The sequence below is a fragment of the Marinobacter sp. genome (assembly GCF_044799475.1).
In the GTDB taxonomy this organism is placed as follows: Bacteria; Pseudomonadota; Gammaproteobacteria; order Pseudomonadales; family Oleiphilaceae; genus Marinobacter.
The window spans coordinates 453960-469554 of the sequence record NZ_CP085217.1; the positions used below are offsets into that span (position 1 = coordinate 453960).

The window sequence follows — 15595 nt, forward strand, 5'->3', positions numbered from 1 at the left end:
ATGGAGCACTACGACGTCATTATCGTGGGGGGAGGACCGGCCGGTTCAACCCTGGCCTGGGCTCTCGAGAAATCCGCCAAAAAGGTTCTGATCATCGACAAACAGGAGTTTCCCAGAGACAAGACCTGCGCCGGCTGGGTGACTCCGGCCGTCATGGAGAGCCTGGGTATTGACCTGGAGGATTACCGCCAGGGCCGCACCCTTCAGCCAATCAATGGTTTCCGGATCGGCATGATGGGCCAGTCGGCGGTGGAGAACGATCATGAGCAGACTGTGAGCTACGGCATCCGGCGCTGTGAATTCGACGATTACCTGCTCGCCCGGGTCGGGGCTGACAAGACCCTCAAGACCCCAGTGAAGTCCATTGAGAGGCAGTCTGGCAGCTGGATCATCAACGATACCTGGGAAGCTCCTTTGCTGATTGGCGCCGGGGGCCACTTCTGCCCGGTGGCGAAAAAGCTCGGCGAAGGGCCGGGCGGCCATGAAACCGTGGTGGCCGCAAAAGAAGTGGAGTTTGAAATGACACCGGAGCAGGCCGAAGTCTGTCAGGCGGAAGGCGAACGGCCGGAACTCTGGTTCTGCCGGGATCTCAAGGGCTATGCCTGGGTTTTCCGCAAGGGCAACTTCCTCAACATCGGCCTGGGCCGGGAAGACAATCACAAATTGACTGAGCATCTGAACCGGTTTGTGGAAGACATGAAGGAGCAGGGGCGCATACCTTCCGACCTGCCGGGCAGGTTCAAGGGCCATGCCTATCTGCTATACGCCCATGCAGAAAGGCCGCTGGTGGATGACGGAGTAATGCTCATTGGTGATGCCGCTGGACTCGCCTATACCCAGAGCGGAGAAGGCATCCGGCCTGCCATTGAATCCGCCCTGATGGCTGCGGACGTGATACGCGATGCCCGGGATTTCTCTGCAGGGAGCCTGCAGACGTATGGCCAGGCCATTTCAGAACGCTTTGGCAACCGGGCCCTGAACGAACGCTCCAGCTGGCAACTGCCGGACTGGGTCAAGCTGCCCCTGGCAAGCGGGCTTATGCGTTCCCACTGGTTCACCCGCAAAGTAGTAACCGAGAAATGGTTCCTGCATCAGGAAGTGCCGCCTCTGAAAACAGCCGCACAGGCCTGAATTCGGCAAAAATCCATAAAAATGGCGACCCCCGGTCGCCATTTTTATGGCTGAATTTTATTGGCCAAGATAACTGCGATACATCCACGTCAGCTTTTCCTGCTGGGAAATGTAATCGCTCATCAGTGCTACCGTGCCTTCATCTTCAGCATCCCCCGCAAGGCTTAACAGCTCGCGCTGCTTCCGGATGAGGCTGGCAAAGCTTTCAACAATGTTTTGCACTGCTTCCTTGCCACTGTGAACATCCTTGCGTTCGGGGATATCAGATCTCTCGATATAAGTGCTGTAGGCGTGGGCCGGACGGTGCCCTAAAGTCAAAACCCGCTCCGCGATTTCATCAATCTTCAGCAACAGGTCATCGTAGAGTTCCTCAAATTTCACATGCAGCTCAAAGAAATTGTCACCTTTGATGTTCCAGTGGTAGCCGCGGACGTTCATGTAAAAAATCTGATAGTTGGACAGCAGGGTATTGAGATCATCCGCCAGTTTCTGAGTTTTAACGGTATCAAGTCCGATAAAATTCGTGCCCATAGTATTTCTCCCGGGATTCAAAGGTTTAAATGGATATACCCCGGGAGTTTACTGGTTTTTTGCAGGTTCGGACCAGTAATGGCGTCGATAGTCCCAGACCATCGTCATTTCAGGATAAATATAGACTAAGGCTATCGCAAATCGAAAAACAATTTACTTAAAAATGATTATCAATTGCTCTTTAATGACATCGGGATCATTAAAATCGGAGTGGGCCATGAGTGCGCTGAAGCTGTTCGTGCATAATCACCAGAATCAGGGTGATAATTCCCTGATCAAAACCATGACGTTCGCCCTTACCCATTTCACCGTGGCCTTCACGGTCGTCTGGCTGCTGACTGGCGACCTGCTGATTGGCAGCCTGATAGCCCTGGTGGAGCCTGCCATCAACACAGTCGCCTATTTTTTCCACGAGAGATTCTGGAAAAGATTTGAGGCAAAAACGCCAGCCCCGGGCATTAACGGCTCATCAGCTACCCGGACCGCACTCCGAGCACCGGTCGACAATTTCAGGGCCAATGTGAAGCTTGTGAGCCAGATCCCTTAGCGCCGTTCTCACGCCTTCTTCGATTACCGGGTGATAGAAAGGCATCTCCAGCATCTCACTGACGGTCATTCGCTTCTGGGCCGACCATGCCAGCAGGTGGCCTATATGCTCGGCCGCCGGACCAAACATCTCAGCACCCATGAACAGACCACTACCCTGCTCTCCGTATACCCGCAACAGGCCCCTGTTCCTGCCGATTACCCGGCTGCGTCCCTGGCCTTCAAAGGATACCTCGCCAACCTCGTAACAGCCCTGGCAGCGCTCATCCACCTGATCAATGGTCAGTCCGACGGTAGCAATTTGCGGGCTGGTGAAGACTATGGCCAGAGGCGTGCGCCTGAGGCCGGCCCGGGGCTCATGGCGACCGCCGGCGTTGTCCCCCGCAATCCGCCCGCCATCAGAAGCCTCATGGAGAAGCGGCAGCTCATTGCTGGCATCCCCGGCAATAAAGATATGGCTCCCGCCACACTGCATGGTGTAACGGTCAAACTTCGGCACTCCCATGTCATCCAGCTCCACATCTGCATTCTGGATATCGAGCGTGTCAATATTGGGACGGCGGCCGGTGGCCGCCAGCAGGTAGTCGAAGGTTTCGGTTATCTCACCTTTTTCCCGATCCCTGAAAGTGACCTCCACCCCCGTCTCTGTACGTTTTATGCCGGTGACGTCCGAGTCCGGATCCAGGGGGAACTCCTCATTGAAGGTTTTCAGCGCGTATTCCTGGATCTCCCTGTCCTGTATGGGTCCCAGAACGCCGCCAACGCCAAACATGCGAATCCGTACACCAAGACGGCTAAGGGCCTGGCCCAGCTCAAGACCGATCACCCCGGGACCAAACACTGCGACAGATTCCGGCAGCTCATCCAGTTCGAACAGGTCATCGTTAACGATCAGTCGGTCATCCGCCGTTCTGAGAAATTCCGGCACATTCGGACGAGAGCCGGTTGCAATAACGATGCGCTCGGCCTCGATTTCCAGCCGCTCATCAATCATCAGATGGTGAGGATCCACAAAGCGGGCATGGCCCTGCACCTTGTGCTCATCGGGAAAGCTTTCCACGGATTCCAGGACAAAACTCACAAAACGATCCCGTTCCCGGCGGACTCTTTCCAGGACTGCACGCCCGTCGATCTGAATCTCTCCGGCATGAACCCCAAAGAGATCCGCTGATTGCATGTCGTGGGCGGCTTCGGCAGCGGCAATCAGAAGTTTGCTTGGCATGCACCCAACACGGGCACAGGTGGTGCCGTAAGGGCCGCCCTCGATGATGACAACATTGTCGGTATACTTCCGGGCCGCGCGATAGGCGCCCATTCCGGCTGTTCCTGTTCCGATGATGGCAACGTCAACTTTTCGCTTTTCCACGTCTTTTCTCCCGGTAAACAGTCTGAATCCGTCAGGAACTCCTGCTTTCAGTGGTATCAAGCTTCGGCTTTGCAGGCAAGCCCCGGGGCTCTACCTGGGGGCGTTAAAGCGAAGTCAGGAGCGCCTCCGTCTGTTCCCAGCCGATACAGGGGTCGGTCAGGGAGCAGCCATGGATCAGGTCAGGGCCATCGTCCTGACGGCCGGGCTGCAGGAAGCTTTCCAGCATGAGGCCGCGAATGCTGGCATTACCTGCGGCTTTCTGGGCCATCACGTCCCTGGCTATGTCCAGCTGGCGAGCCGGCTGCTTCCGGGCATTGTCGTGACTGCAATCCACCATGACCCCAGTGTGCAGACCGGCACCAGTCAGGGCCTTAACCGCCTCCCCAATACTGCTGGCATCGTAATTGGTCACGCCGTGCCCACCCCGCAGGACGAGGTGAGTGTGTCTGTTGCCGGCGGTGGTGATCATGGCAGGTGCGCCCTGGCTGGTGACGCCCAGCCGGTGATGGGAGTGAGCAGCGGACTTCATGGCATTGACCGCTGCTGCCACACTGCCATCGGTGCCGTTCTTGAAACCGACTGGCATGGGCAGGCCGCTGACCATCTCCCGGTGGATCTGGGATTCTGTGGTGCGGGCGCCAATGGCGGTCCAACTCACCAGATCCCCCAGGTAATCCATCGCCATCGGACTGAGGGCTTCTGTTGCCAGGGGCAGCCCCATTTCCCCCAGATTCAGCAGCAGGCGACGCGATCGCACCAGGCCCTGGGCTAGGTCGCCGGCACCTGTGCGCTCGGGATCGTAAAGCAGCCCTTTCCAGCCCACGGTGGTTCGGGGTTTTTCCAGGTAAGCCCGCATGACAACCAGGAACCGGTCACTGATCTCTCCGGCCAGCCGGCCCAGCCGCTCAGCGTATTCCAGAGCGGCAACTTCATCGTGGATCGAGCAGGGCCCGATAACGACAAGTGTCCGGGTATCCTCGCCGGAAAAGATCCGTTTTATGGCCTCCCGATGGCCGTCGATCCGGCTTCGCAGCCGCTTCGATGCAGGAAGTTCCGCCTGCAGTCCAAAGGCTGTTGGCAGCAGGGTTTCCCGTTGGGAGGACGCTGTTTCAGGGGTTGTGGCTGAAAGGGCGTCTGCTCTGCCTGTTGTCTCCGGGCTCAGAGGCATGTTCATGATCGTTGTTCCCATTTCCCTGTGTAGAATCAAAAAAGCCCCGGCTGGGCTACCAGTCGGGGCTTTTCGAGTCCGGTGGCAGCCTGGGTTTCTGCCGGGCCGCCTTCCTCGTATTGAGTCTTGTGAAGGTTCTTACGGATGGCCCGGTTTCTGGCTAAAATAAAAGCCAAAATCAGACCACCAGAAAAACACAGCAGAGCCTGCCGCCGCCACGAGGCGAAAAGCTTGCGTAACATTCAATTGACAGGCTGCGTGTTTTATCTTCATGCTTTTTACTATAACGCTGTGTTTCCGGTTTGCAACCAATTTGTCAGCCAGGCCGCACAAGGTGACTGGGCCATACACCAGGCGACCCGCCAAGGATGTTCAATGATTACCTGTCTTGCACGTTACCTGTTGCTGTCAGTGGCTCTTGTCCTTGCCACGCCTCTGGCTGCGGATCCCGAGGTGCGCACTTATACCCTGGACGCCCGGCCAGCAGGCGATGTGGCACAGCAGATGCGGGAACTGTACCCGGGCAACCAGGTCACCATCACCAGCCGCGGCCAACAGATGACCGTTCGGGCAGAGCCCCGGATACTGGATGAACTAGGCCGCCTGATCGAAACAATGGACGTGGCGACGCCGCAACTCAGAATCACCGTCCGATCAGGCAGCAGCCGGGACACCAGAGCCCAGGGTGGAGGCGCTTCTGCCCACAACGGAAAAGTGGAAATCACTGGTGAACGGCGCGTTACCACCACCCGTAAAAACCACGAGCGCAGCCTGGTCATCCAGGACGGGCAGTCTGCCCACATTACCTCCGGACAGGTTCGGACATTGCCCATCGCCATCCAGGGAGGGCTGAATCCCGGCGCCATCCTCGGCCAGGTAGAGACCCGCAGCGGCTTTCTGGTCAGCCCGCAAGTCATTTCCGACCAGATGGTCGAGCTGAATATCGTGTCCTTTGAGAATGACCCGGAAGACGAGTTTGCCGGTTATGAAACTGAAGCCGTGGTGACGGTCCGCCGGGTAAAAACCGGAGAATGGGTGGAGCTGGGAAGCAGCCAGAGCACCGAGGCCGGCAACCGATCCGGGATCACCTACCGGGTCGGAGGCGACCGGCAGGAAAGCCAGTTCTATGAAGTCCGGGTTGAAGTTCTCTGAGCCTTGCCGCTCAGCGTCGCCGTCCACCCAGCAGCGTATTTCTGGCCTCATTGATCCTGGCGGCGAGATAGTCGGTACCACCCCGGTCAGGATGCATCTTCTGCATCAGCCGTCGGTGAGCCAGAACCACTTCCTCGTCAGTGCAGCCCGGAACCACCCCGAGAATCTCACAGGCCTCACTGGCACTCATCGCCGCTGCCGCAACATGGCGCCCCTGGGGCCCGCCAGTCTCTGCCTCGGCACTGCCGGCCCCCCTGTAGTTTTCATGGAGCCGCCGGAGAAACGGAAGATAACGCATCAATGCGGGCAGCTTTTTCACCAGGGGCAGAAGTGCCGCCACGGCAGCCACCAGGACATGCATCCGCCCGGTCAGTACCAGAAATGCCAGGATCAGACCCAGCACCAGCAGCCCGGCTTTCCAGGTTGTGGCCTTCTTTTTTCCCGGCGCCAGGTCAGCCCAGTGCCTGAGGATGAGAAACACCAGTACCGTGAGCACGATACCGAGAATCAACTGCATGCGGTTGGTCCTTTTCGAGGCGATTTTCGTACAAGCTACGGCTTTTCATGTGGCAGCGGACATAATGCCAGATCCGGCGATACAGTCCATATGCCGGATTACTCAAGGATACAGGTCTTTGCTGACATTTCCGTGTCACAGGCGGTGAGCTGTTATGTAGCCAGCTATGTTTGCGCTATACTTCGTCTCCTCTTTAATGCCAGGCCAGTGCTGTCTCTCCGGAATCACGACACTGTTTTACGGACATCTGTTTTCAGGATCTGACCCATGCGAACTGCCTCCCGTTTTGTCATAGTCATCATTTTTCTCGGCGTCGTTCTTGGCGGCATCTTTGGCTACAAGTTCTATCAGTTCGGGCAGATGCAGGAGCAGATGTCCCAGCCCCAGCCTCCCGCAGCCATTTCCGCAACCAGAGCCACAACAGAATCCTGGGTGCCGGCCATCAAGGCTGTTGGCAGCCTTGAGGCTGTCAATGGCATCCGTGTGGCCAACGAAGTGGCAGGGGTGGTGGAAACCATCAGCTTCGAATCCGGCGATTCCGTCAAAAAGGGAGATATCCTGATACGCCTGGATGCTGAGATAGAGGAGGCTGCGCTTCGCACCCGCCGGGCCGAGGCACAGCTGGCAGAACAGGAATTCAAGCGGGCCTCCGACCTGCTGCCCCGCCGCGCCGTGTCCCAGTCCCGCTATGACGAAGCCGAAGCCAACTTTGACGCAGCCCGGGCCAGGGTCAACGAAGCGGAAGCCCAGCTAAACAAGAAAATCATCCGGGCACCCTTCGGCGGGATTGTTGGCCTGAGGATGGTGGATCAGGGGGAATACCTTCCCCCTGGCTCCAGCATTGTCGAAATCAACATGCTCGACCCCATCTATGCGGACTACACCCTGTCGGAGCGTGAGATATCAAACCTGGAAATAGGCTATGAAGTTGTTCTGACAGTAGCCGCCCTGCCAGACCGGACCTTTACTGGAAAAGTGAGCGCCATCAACTCCTCGGTAAACCCGGAGACTCGCACTGTCCGTGTCCGCGCCACTCTGGCCAATCCGGACAAACTGCTGAAACCCGGCATGTTCGCCACCGTCCAGACCCGGCAGCCGGTGCCGCGGCAACTGGTCACCCTGCCGAGGACCGCCATTTCCTACAACACCTACGGGGATTTCGTTTTTGTGGTCCAGGAGAACGAAGAGGGCAAGCTGGTGGTGAAGCGACGGACAGTAACCACCGGAGAGACCCGCAATAACCGGGTCGCTGTTGTCGAAGGACTGGAGGAAGGCGAGCAGGTGGTATCCAAAGGGCTGCTGCGACTGCGGGCCGGCCAGAGGGTGGAAATCCAGGAAGAGGCCGAAAACGAGGCTGGCGGCGATACCACGACTCAGGATGAGGCCTCCGACTGATGAAATTTACCGATATATTCGTCCACCGGCCGGTGCTGGCAACGGTGGTCAGCCTGCTTATCCTCCTGCTCGGAGCCCGGGCGGCCATGGAAATGGAAATCCGCCAGTATCCCCAGCTTGAAAGCACCACGGTTACCGTCAGCACGGCTTTCCCGGGGGCCAGTTCGGAGCTTATCAAGGGTTTCATCACCACCCCGCTGCAACAGGCCATAGCCGAGGCCAGCGGGATTGACTATCTGAGTTCGACCAGTTCCCAGGGCAGCTCCGTCATTACCGCAAAGATGGAGCTGAACTACGACGCCAACGCCGCTCTGGCGGAAATCCAGGCCAAGGTGGCCAGCCAGCGCAACGTGCTTCCGGAACGGGCGCGGGATCCGGTCATCACCTCCACAACCGGCGATGACACCGCACTGATGTACATCGCTTTCTTCAGCTCTGAGCTGGAGGTTCCCCAGATCACCGATTACCTGACACGGGTCGTGCAGCCAAAGCTGCAGGCACTTCCCGGTGTAGGCAAGGCGAACCTTCTGGGCAGGGAATTTGCCCTGCGGGTCTGGCTGGACCCGGAACGGCTGTCGGCAGTGGATCTCACGCCACAGGAAGTCACCGAAGTTCTCCTGAGCAATAATTACCAGGCAGCGGTTGGCAACACCAAAGACAAATACGTCGAAATCAGCATGACCAGCAACACCGACGTAGGGGATCCCGACCAGTTCAGGGATCTTGTGGTGAAGTCGTCTGGTGGCACCCTTATAAGGCTGAGAGACATTGCCAGAGTTGAACTTGGCTCCCAGACCTACGATCAGCTGGCACTCTACAAGGGCCAGCCTGCCACTTATGTGGCTATTGAGCTTTCTCCTGGCGCCAATCCCCTGACAGTTGCCGGTCTGGTCAAGGACGAACTGCCCGGCATCGAACAGCAGCTGCCCTCGGGCCTCAGTGTAAAGCTGGCCTACGACGCCTCCGATTTTATTGAGGACTCCATCAACGAGGTCATAAAAACCCTCATCGAAGCCATACTGATCGTTCTGGTCGTGGTCTTCCTGACTCTGGGTTCACTGAGAGCAGCCATTGTGCCGTCGGTTGCGGTGCCACTGTCCCTCATAGGTGGCGCCTTCTTCATGCTCATGATGGGGTTTTCCCTGAACCTGCTCACACTTCTGTCGATGGTACTGGCCATCGGTCTGGTGGTGGATGACGCGATCATCATGGTGGAGAACGTGCACCGGCATATCGAGGCCGGTGAGTCCCGTTTTGACGCAGCCATCAACGGCGCCCGGGAAATGGCGACACCGATCATTGCCATGACCACCACCCTGGTGGCTGTTTACGCACCGATCGGCTTCATGGGCGGTCTGGTGGGCTCCCTGTTCACGGAGTTTGCGTTCACCCTCGCGGGCACCGTAGTGATATCCGGCATTGTTGCTCTAACCCTTTCTCCGATGCTTTCCAGTAAAGTGCTCAAACCTCACGGCAACCCGGGCTGGTTTGAAAACAGGGTCGAGCATACATTCACCGGCCTGGCCAACGGTTACAAAAGGGCTCTGGGCGCCTGTATGCAAAGCATCTCGGTGGTCATTTTCTTTGCCCTTGTGGTGCTGGGATCCATCTACTTCATGGTGGCCATGAGCCAGACCGAGCTGGCCCCGACAGAAGATCAGGGCATCCTGTTCTATCAGGGGCTGGGCCCGCAGACTTCAACGCTGGACTACCTGGTGGAACACGGCGATGAAATCCAGGGTCGCATGTCGGAACTTCCGGGCTACAACGAAGACTTCATGATTATCGGGATCACCGGGCCCAACGCGGTATTCGGCGGATTCAAGATGGCGCCCTGGAGCCAGCGCGAGGTCAGCCAGTTCGAGGTACAGCCGCAGCTCGACCAGGAGCTCAAAAAGGTCACTGGCTTGCAGACAGCTGTCTTCCCAAGACCCTCTCTGCCAGGCTCCGGCGGCGGCCTGCCGTTCCAGTTCGTTGTAACGACCGGCGAGGACTACGACCAGCTCAACAGCGTTGCCGACGAGCTCCTCGGCAAGGCGATGCAAAGCGGCAATTTCATGTTCCTGAAAAAGTCGATCGAGTTTGACCGGCCGGTCGTGCGGGTCAAGGTGGACCGGGACCGGGTGGCAGACCTGGGGCTGTCCATGCAGGACGTAGGCCGCACCATGTCCAGCATGCTGGGTGGCGGCTACATCAACCGCTTCAATATGGAAGGCCGCTCCTATCAGGTAATCCCCCAGGTTGAGCGGGATTTCCGGCCTGATGAGCAGTCCCTGAATAACTACTATATCCGGGCCGACACCGGAGAGCTGGTCCCTCTGGGCAGCGTGATCAGCTTCGAAAAAGATGTGGAGCCGTCCCAGCGCACCCAGTTCAATCAGCTGAATTCGCTCACCCTGGAGGGCGTGCCCAAGCCAGGGGTCAGCTCCGGCGATGCCATGAACTTCATGGAAACAATCGCCGCTGAAATCATGCCCCAGGGCTTCAGTTATGATTACACCGGCCAGACCCGGCAACTGGCGAAGGAAGGCGGAGCACTGGCGGTGACCTTCTTCCTGTCCCTGCTGGTGATCTACCTGGTTCTGGCGGCACAGTTTGAAAGCTGGCGGGACCCGTTCATCATCCTGGTGTCGGTTCCCATGTCCGTGGCAGGGGCCATGGCCTTCATTGTTCTTGGCTTCGCCACCATGAATATCTACACCCAGGTGGGTCTGATCACCCTGATCGGCGTGGTGTCCAAAAACGGCATCCTGATCGTGGAGTTTGCCAACCAGCTGCAGCGGGAGAAGGGTCTGAGCAAGAGGGACGCAGTGATCGAGGCGGCGGCCATCCGCCTGCGCCCCATCATCATGACATCCCTGGCGCTGATCTTCGCCATGGTCCCGCTGCTAATCGCGGTCGGACCTGGAGCGGAAAGCCGCTTCGCCATCGGCCTGACCATCGCAACCGGCCTGGGTATCGGCACCCTGTTTACCATCTTTGTGCTGCCGGCGTTCTATATACTACTTGCCCGACAACATGTGGAAGGCGGTGAGGACGAACAGCAGAAAACCGGTGACCAGGAAGGCAAAGGCGCGTCTGCACACTGAGCGTGCTGACAGGAGAGAAACGCGCGGCATGACCTGGGAAGCCGGGCTTCCCTGTCCCGGCACGTCGACTGCTCAGTCAGAGGTAAGACAGGCTTCCACCGGACAGGACACGGGTGCCGGGTTGAGCTGGTTAAGCCAGCAGAGAGTCTCGCTCGGCAATTCTCCGAAGTGCTCCCGGTAGAGAGAGGCAAATCGCCCCAGGTGAGTAAAGCCCTCACTACTGGCATGCCATGAAATCTTCGGGTCAGGGCGGCTGCAGGTAATCAGGGCATCCCGGAATCGCAGGAGCCGGCAACGCTGGTAGAATTGATAGGGCGTCATGCCCGTCTCAGCCTTCATCAGATAATACAGATTTCTCCGGCTGGCGCCCGCGACACCTGCAAGCTCCTGGAGATTGAACTTCCAGTGGGGCCGGGACCGCATCCAGGCCAGGGCTTTCAGGGCACGCTCATCGTCCGGCGCTGCAGGAGTCGGGTGGCATTCCACTGAAGGATCACGGAGGCACAGCAACAGTCTGTCAGTCAGAGCGCAGGTCTCACTGACCGCCTGACTGTGGTTTCTGAAATACCGGGATGCGGCCAGATAATGCTCTACAAGAGGGACCATTTTTCTGGCTGCGGCAACCGGGCCCGTCCCAACGGCCTCAAGCGTTTCGCTCGCAGGAAGCTGTATCAGGATGACGTTGGTTTCACTGCTGGCCCGAACTGCAATCTTTTCCCTTGACCCCAGCAATACCAGAGCCCCCGGCCCGAGCTCGCGGTGCGCGCCCTCCTGCTCGAGCAATAGCTCGCCCGACCGTACCATCATCAGGGTCCTTCCGGCGCTCTTTCGCCCGCAGAGACAGAAAGGCACTCGCGAAGTCATGTGACAGATGCGCTGGGACCCGACTTCCAGGGAAGCCAGGGACCCCACGGTACGGCCGGGATGTGAAACGCAAAGCTCCAGCTCCGGGCAGTGGCCAAAATACCTGAGGGCCGCAATCAAACGGCCAGGAGAGGCATTGATCACCCGGGAATAAGCCTCGAGCTCTCGCCCTTGTGCGATGACGTCGGACAATCTTTTTTACTCCCGCAAATAACGACGTTATACAGGAGCGGGACGTAGCAACATGTCCGTATTTTGCACCTGAAACATTATCAGGCCCGGATTCCACGGTCTGCTTGATCCATGTCAAGTATTCGGCTCACCAGCTCTGGCCAGACCATGGGGCGCGCCAGCAGAAAACCCTGTGCCCGGGGGCATTTCAGCTCGGTCAGTTCTGCCTTCTGGGCCATTGTCTCGACTCCCTCGGCAACAGTCTCCAGGTCGAGGGCACCGGCAATGGCCAGAATGGCCTCGACAATCCTGCCCTCTCTTTCTTCACCGCCAAGCCGGGCGACAAATCGACGGTCGATCTTGAGGACATGGACGGGGAGGCGGTGCAGATAGGCCAACGAGGAGTAGCCGGTACCGAAGTCGTCAATGGCCACTCTGGCGCCCAGTTCTGCGAACCGGCGTAGACGTTCCAGGCAGGGGGGTGACAGGTCCATGATGTGGGTTTCGGTGATTTCGACCTCCGGAATCCAGCCGAGTCGGGCAAGATCGTCGAAAAGAGGTTGCAGAAGGCCATCAACCCGGTCGTCCGAAATGTGGCGGGCAGAAAGATTAAGCGACAGGCATAGCCCCGGCGGGACCTGGCCGGCACAAAGGCCGCTCAGGTTGATCCTGATCATATCCACCAGCAGTTCCGTGAGGGAGTGCATGAGGCCCCGGGTTTCCGCCAGCGGCACAAATTCTGCGGGAGGCACCTGGCCAAACTCAGGGTGCTGCCAGCGTATCAGGGTTTCCATCCCCACAAGAGCCCCGTCAGCCAGTGAAAACTGGGGCTGGTAAACCAGACTGAACTCCTCTGGAGCGGCCTTCAGGGAAGCCACCAGCGCCTCCGACAGGCGCTCCCGGTTAAGGGCGTCCTGCGAAAGCCGGGAATCAAACGAGCGGCAGCAGGCCCGGCCGCTGGTCTTTGCCATGTACATCGCCTTGTCCGCCTTTTCAAGCAGCTCCAGACCAGATGTACCATCCCGGGGAAAAAGGGTCGTGCCCACAGAAATCGACAGGAAGTGCTCCCTGCCATCTACCTGTAACGGTTTGCGAAATGCGCTGATCATGCGCTCGCAGATGCCGGGCATGTCTTCGCCAGCACCTGTCAGCTCGACAATGGCGGCGAACTCGTCTCCGGACAGCCGGGCAAGAATGTCATCATTGCGCAGCATTGACCGGATTCTGAGGGCGGCCTGGCATAGCACCTGGTCCCCCACGGCATGACCATGCAGATCATTGATTGACTTGAAGTAGTCCAGGTCCACAAAGAACACCCCGAAGGTTTTCCCGCTCTGTTGGCGCTGCTGCAAGCGGGCCTCCAGAAACTCCATGAACAGGACGCGATTGGGCAGTTCCGTGAGGGGGTCGTAATAGGCCATGGTGGCCAGGGGCTCATTCAGCCGTGTCAGCTCGCTGACATCCATGAACACCGCGGAAAAGAACCTGTGGCCAGGCTCCCGTACGCTGTAGATGGTCAGCCACTGGGGATAGACTTCACCGTTTTTCCTGCGGTTCCAGATCAATCCCTCCCAGCGACCGCTGTCCCCAAGGGTTAGCCACATTCTGGCGTAGAAAGTTTCATTGTGCAGCCCTGAGCTGAGCATGGATGGCTGCCTTCCGATAACATCCTCGCTGCGATAACCTGTGATGTCCTGGAATGCAGCATTGACGTAGGTGATGAGTCTGTCCTCGGAAGTCATCATGACCGCTTTCGGAAGCTGGTCCACAAAAGAACGGAATTCGTGGTTCCGGACCATGGTGTCCGCCATATCTGCACTCCCCAATCTGCTGCGCGTGAGCTTCGTTACCCCAGTCTAGATAACCAGCGCAGCCGCATTTGGCCAGATAATGCAAAAGACACTGAGTTTTCTGCGCGAAATGCACTGAAAGCATCAAATTCTGCAAAAATCGGACATCCCAACGGAAGAACCCAGGCAACAGTTGAAGCATCACGGGAATCTTCAACAGGGTCATGTTTATGCGACGCAACGAACCGGTCACCCAGCAGGAGCGCAAGTATTCAAAAGAACTTCATCTGATCACCACCACCAGCCTGGACAGCAGGATCACCGCAGTGAACGATGATTTCCTCGAGGTCGCCGGCTACTCGCGGGAGGAGCTGATCGGGGAATACCACAACATCATCCGTCATCCCGACATGCCCAAAGCCGCCTTCGCGGATCTCTGGCAGACCATTGAACGGGGTGATTCCTGGAAAGGCATTGTCAGGAATCGCTGCAAAAACGGCGATCATTACTGGGTCGACGCCTTCGTGACCCCCATCCGCAAGGATGGTCGTGTGGTGGAATACCAGTCGGTCCGGACCCGCCCCACGGACGAGCAGATCGAACGCGCACAGAAAGTCTACAGCGCCTGGGAAAACAGCCAGAACCCCCGTCGCTACCTGGCCGGCAGCCCTTCCCTCACGGTAAAACTTGCAGGTCTTTATGGCATTACCGCCATGGTGGCGGGGGCCGTCACCTGGTCCGCGGCAGGAGCATGGCAGCAGGTCCTGCTTCAGGGAGCCCTGCTGGCTGCATTCACTCTGGCCCTGATCCTGGTCCGGCCCCTGGTGGCGCTGACACAAAAGCTGCGCGAGGGCATTCACCCGGCGATGCCCTGGATTTACACTGGCAGGCGCGATGAGGCTGCCTGGGTGGAATTCGAGAGCCAGAAAAAGGACTCCATCCTGCGGGCCATTTCGGCCAGGATGCACACCAATGCCGGCAGCATGCAGGTCAGCAAGAGCCGCGCCATGGACTGGCTGGCCAGCTCCGTCGACAGCATCCGTAATCAGCAGTCAGACATTCATGCCATCACCCGTGCCTTTGAGGAACTTGGCCAGAGCGTCACCCGGGTGAGCGAGCTGACTACCCAGACCTGGGAGGCTTCGGAGGCGGTCAAGGGCTCCGCCTCCACCTGCAATGGGCGAATGAAGGACATGTCCCGCGCCATCGAGGTGCTCGCTGGTGAACTGCGCACGGCCAACACCCGGATAGCTGCACTCTCCTCCCGCAGCGAATCCATCGGAGTGGTTCTGGAGGTCATTACCTCGATTGCGGAACAGACCAACCTGCTGGCACTCAATGCGGCGATTGAGGCCGCCCGCGCAGGCGACCAGGGTCGTGGTTTTGCCGTCGTCGCCGACGAAGTGCGGGCACTGGCCCAGAGGACCCATGATTCAACGCGGGAAATTGGCGGCATCATTGGCAGCCTCCAGGAAGAGACCGAAGCGGTGGTACAGATCATCAACCAGGGGGTATCAGCATCAGAAGAGGCCCGCCAGGTCACTGCAGAAGCAACCGCAGCACTGGACTCCACACTTGCGGATATCGATGTCATTGCAGCCTGCTCACACGAAGTTGCCGGGGCCACCGAGGAGCAGTCCGCCCTCAGCCTTCAGGTAGAGCGCCAGGCCCGCAATCTGCTGGAACTGGGGGATCTCTCGGTCAATTCCAGCGAAAGCGCGCGCCAGGAATCAGAGCAGCTTTCCAGCAATGTTGATCAGGCTCACCTGCTGGCCAGCCACTTCCTGACCATGCTCAATACCCGAGGGGGCACTGCGGCCAACGACCGGGCGGGACGCCGCTCGAGCGCCTGAACCTGCCCTCTCGCTTCGGATG

The 15595-nt window shown here is 58.4% G+C and carries 13 protein-coding genes; 6 read left to right on the forward strand and 7 right to left on the reverse strand.

Annotation, left to right across the window (positions count from 1 at the left end; genetic code table 11):
• Positions 1 to 1131 carry a geranylgeranyl reductase family protein gene (locus LG327_RS02065; protein ID WP_404365231.1) on the forward strand — a complete coding sequence of 377 codons (1131 nt, stop codon included), beginning with the start codon at positions 1 to 3 and terminating at the stop codon, positions 1129 to 1131.
• A 57-nt stretch (positions 1132 to 1188) separates the two neighbouring features.
• On the opposite strand, the gene LG327_RS02070 is transcribed toward LG327_RS02065, so the two are convergent.
• A complete protein-coding gene (locus LG327_RS02070; protein ID WP_404365233.1) occupies positions 1189 to 1662 on the reverse strand; it encodes a Dps family protein in 474 nt (157 codons plus the stop codon).
• 217 nt (positions 1663 to 1879) lie between these two features.
• Between LG327_RS02070 and LG327_RS02075 the strand changes: the two genes are divergently transcribed.
• Positions 1880 to 2209 (forward strand): DUF2061 domain-containing protein, encoded by a 330-nt coding sequence (locus LG327_RS02075; RefSeq protein ID WP_404365235.1) that lies wholly within the window; start codon positions 1880 to 1882, stop codon positions 2207 to 2209.
• Here LG327_RS02075 and LG327_RS02080 read toward each other — a convergent pair.
• The 3 genes from LG327_RS02080 to LG327_RS02090 all read right to left on the reverse strand — a co-directional run bounded on the left by LG327_RS02080 (position 2132) and on the right by LG327_RS02090 (position 4918).
• Positions 2132 to 3574: a dihydrolipoyl dehydrogenase gene (locus LG327_RS02080; protein WP_404365236.1), complete on the reverse strand. Its 1443-nt coding sequence runs from the start codon at positions 3572 to 3574 to the stop codon at positions 2132 to 2134. The two genes, LG327_RS02075 and LG327_RS02080, sit on opposite strands and share 78 nt — an antisense overlap.
• A 103-nt stretch (positions 3575 to 3677) precedes the next feature.
• Positions 3678 to 4748, reverse strand: coding sequence for a 3-deoxy-7-phosphoheptulonate synthase (locus LG327_RS02085; RefSeq protein WP_404365237.1), 1071 nt, complete (start codon positions 4746 to 4748; stop codon positions 3678 to 3680).
• A gap of 29 nt (positions 4749 to 4777) precedes the next feature.
• Positions 4778 to 4918 (reverse strand): hypothetical protein, encoded by a 141-nt coding sequence (locus tag LG327_RS02090; RefSeq protein WP_404365239.1) that lies wholly within the window; start codon positions 4916 to 4918, stop codon positions 4778 to 4780.
• A gap of 199 nt (positions 4919 to 5117) precedes the next feature.
• On the opposite strand from LG327_RS02090, the gene LG327_RS02095 reads away from it, so the two are divergent.
• On the forward strand, positions 5118 to 5894 hold the full coding sequence (locus tag LG327_RS02095; protein WP_404365241.1) for a secretin: 777 nt from the start codon (positions 5118 to 5120) through the stop codon (positions 5892 to 5894).
• 10 nt (positions 5895 to 5904) lie between these two features.
• Here the strand turns inward: LG327_RS02095 and LG327_RS02100 are convergent, their stop codons facing one another.
• Complete coding sequence (locus LG327_RS02100) at positions 5905 to 6411, reverse strand: J domain-containing protein (RefSeq protein ID WP_404365242.1); 507 nt, start codon at positions 6409 to 6411, stop codon at positions 5905 to 5907.
• Positions 6412 to 6678: 267 nt separating this feature from the next.
• Between LG327_RS02100 and LG327_RS02105 the strand changes: the two genes are divergently transcribed.
• Together LG327_RS02105 and LG327_RS02110 are read left to right on the forward strand one after the other, a co-directional pair.
• On the forward strand, positions 6679 to 7806 hold the full coding sequence (locus tag LG327_RS02105; protein WP_404365244.1) for an efflux RND transporter periplasmic adaptor subunit: 1128 nt from the start codon (positions 6679 to 6681) through the stop codon (positions 7804 to 7806).
• The gene (locus LG327_RS02110; RefSeq protein ID WP_404365245.1) at positions 7806 to 10895 is read left to right on the forward strand and encodes an efflux RND transporter permease subunit; all 3090 of its coding nucleotides are present in this window, start codon (positions 7806 to 7808) and stop codon (positions 10893 to 10895) included. The genes LG327_RS02105 and LG327_RS02110 overlap by 1 nt, the downstream gene beginning before the upstream one ends.
• Before the next feature lie 72 nt (positions 10896 to 10967).
• Here LG327_RS02110 and LG327_RS02115 read toward each other — a convergent pair whose 3' ends face one another.
• Both LG327_RS02115 and LG327_RS02120 read right to left on the reverse strand, forming a co-directional pair.
• Positions 10968 to 11951, reverse strand: coding sequence for a helix-turn-helix domain-containing protein (locus tag LG327_RS02115; protein WP_404365247.1), 984 nt, complete (start codon positions 11949 to 11951; stop codon positions 10968 to 10970).
• A gap of 80 nt (positions 11952 to 12031) precedes the next feature.
• Positions 12032 to 13741, reverse strand: a complete 1710-nt coding sequence (locus tag LG327_RS02120) for a putative bifunctional diguanylate cyclase/phosphodiesterase (protein ID WP_404365249.1) — start codon at positions 13739 to 13741, stop codon at positions 12032 to 12034.
• Between the two features lie 209 nt (positions 13742 to 13950).
• Between LG327_RS02120 and LG327_RS02125 the strand changes: the two genes are divergently transcribed.
• Positions 13951 to 15573 (forward strand): methyl-accepting chemotaxis protein, encoded by a 1623-nt coding sequence (locus tag LG327_RS02125; RefSeq protein WP_404365251.1) that lies wholly within the window; start codon positions 13951 to 13953, stop codon positions 15571 to 15573.
• The last annotated feature ends 22 nt before the right edge of the window (positions 15574 to 15595 follow it).

Excerpts from the sequence above, each read along its gene's own strand:
- LG327_RS02065 (WP_404365231.1), top strand. The coding sequence starts at position 1 with ATGGAGCACTACGACGTCATTATCGTGGGGGGAGGACCGGCCGGTTCA.
- LG327_RS02070 (WP_404365233.1), bottom strand. The coding sequence starts at position 1,662 with ATGGGCACGAATTTTATCGGACTTGATACCGTTAAAACTCAGAAACTG.
- LG327_RS02075 (WP_404365235.1), top strand. The coding sequence starts at position 1,880 with ATGAGTGCGCTGAAGCTGTTCGTGCATAATCACCAGAATCAGGGTGAT.
- LG327_RS02085 (WP_404365237.1), bottom strand. The coding sequence starts at position 4,748 with ATGAACATGCCTCTGAGCCCGGAGACAACAGGCAGAGCAGACGCCCTT.
- LG327_RS02095 (WP_404365241.1), top strand. The coding sequence starts at position 5,118 with ATGATTACCTGTCTTGCACGTTACCTGTTGCTGTCAGTGGCTCTTGTC.
- LG327_RS02100 (WP_404365242.1), bottom strand. The coding sequence starts at position 6,411 with ATGCAGTTGATTCTCGGTATCGTGCTCACGGTACTGGTGTTTCTCATC.
- LG327_RS02105 (WP_404365244.1), top strand. The coding sequence starts at position 6,679 with ATGCGAACTGCCTCCCGTTTTGTCATAGTCATCATTTTTCTCGGCGTC.
- LG327_RS02110 (WP_404365245.1), top strand. The coding sequence starts at position 7,806 with ATGAAATTTACCGATATATTCGTCCACCGGCCGGTGCTGGCAACGGTG.
- LG327_RS02120 (WP_404365249.1), bottom strand. The coding sequence starts at position 13,741 with ATGGCGGACACCATGGTCCGGAACCACGAATTCCGTTCTTTTGTGGAC.
- LG327_RS02125 (WP_404365251.1), top strand. The coding sequence starts at position 13,951 with ATGCGACGCAACGAACCGGTCACCCAGCAGGAGCGCAAGTATTCAAAA.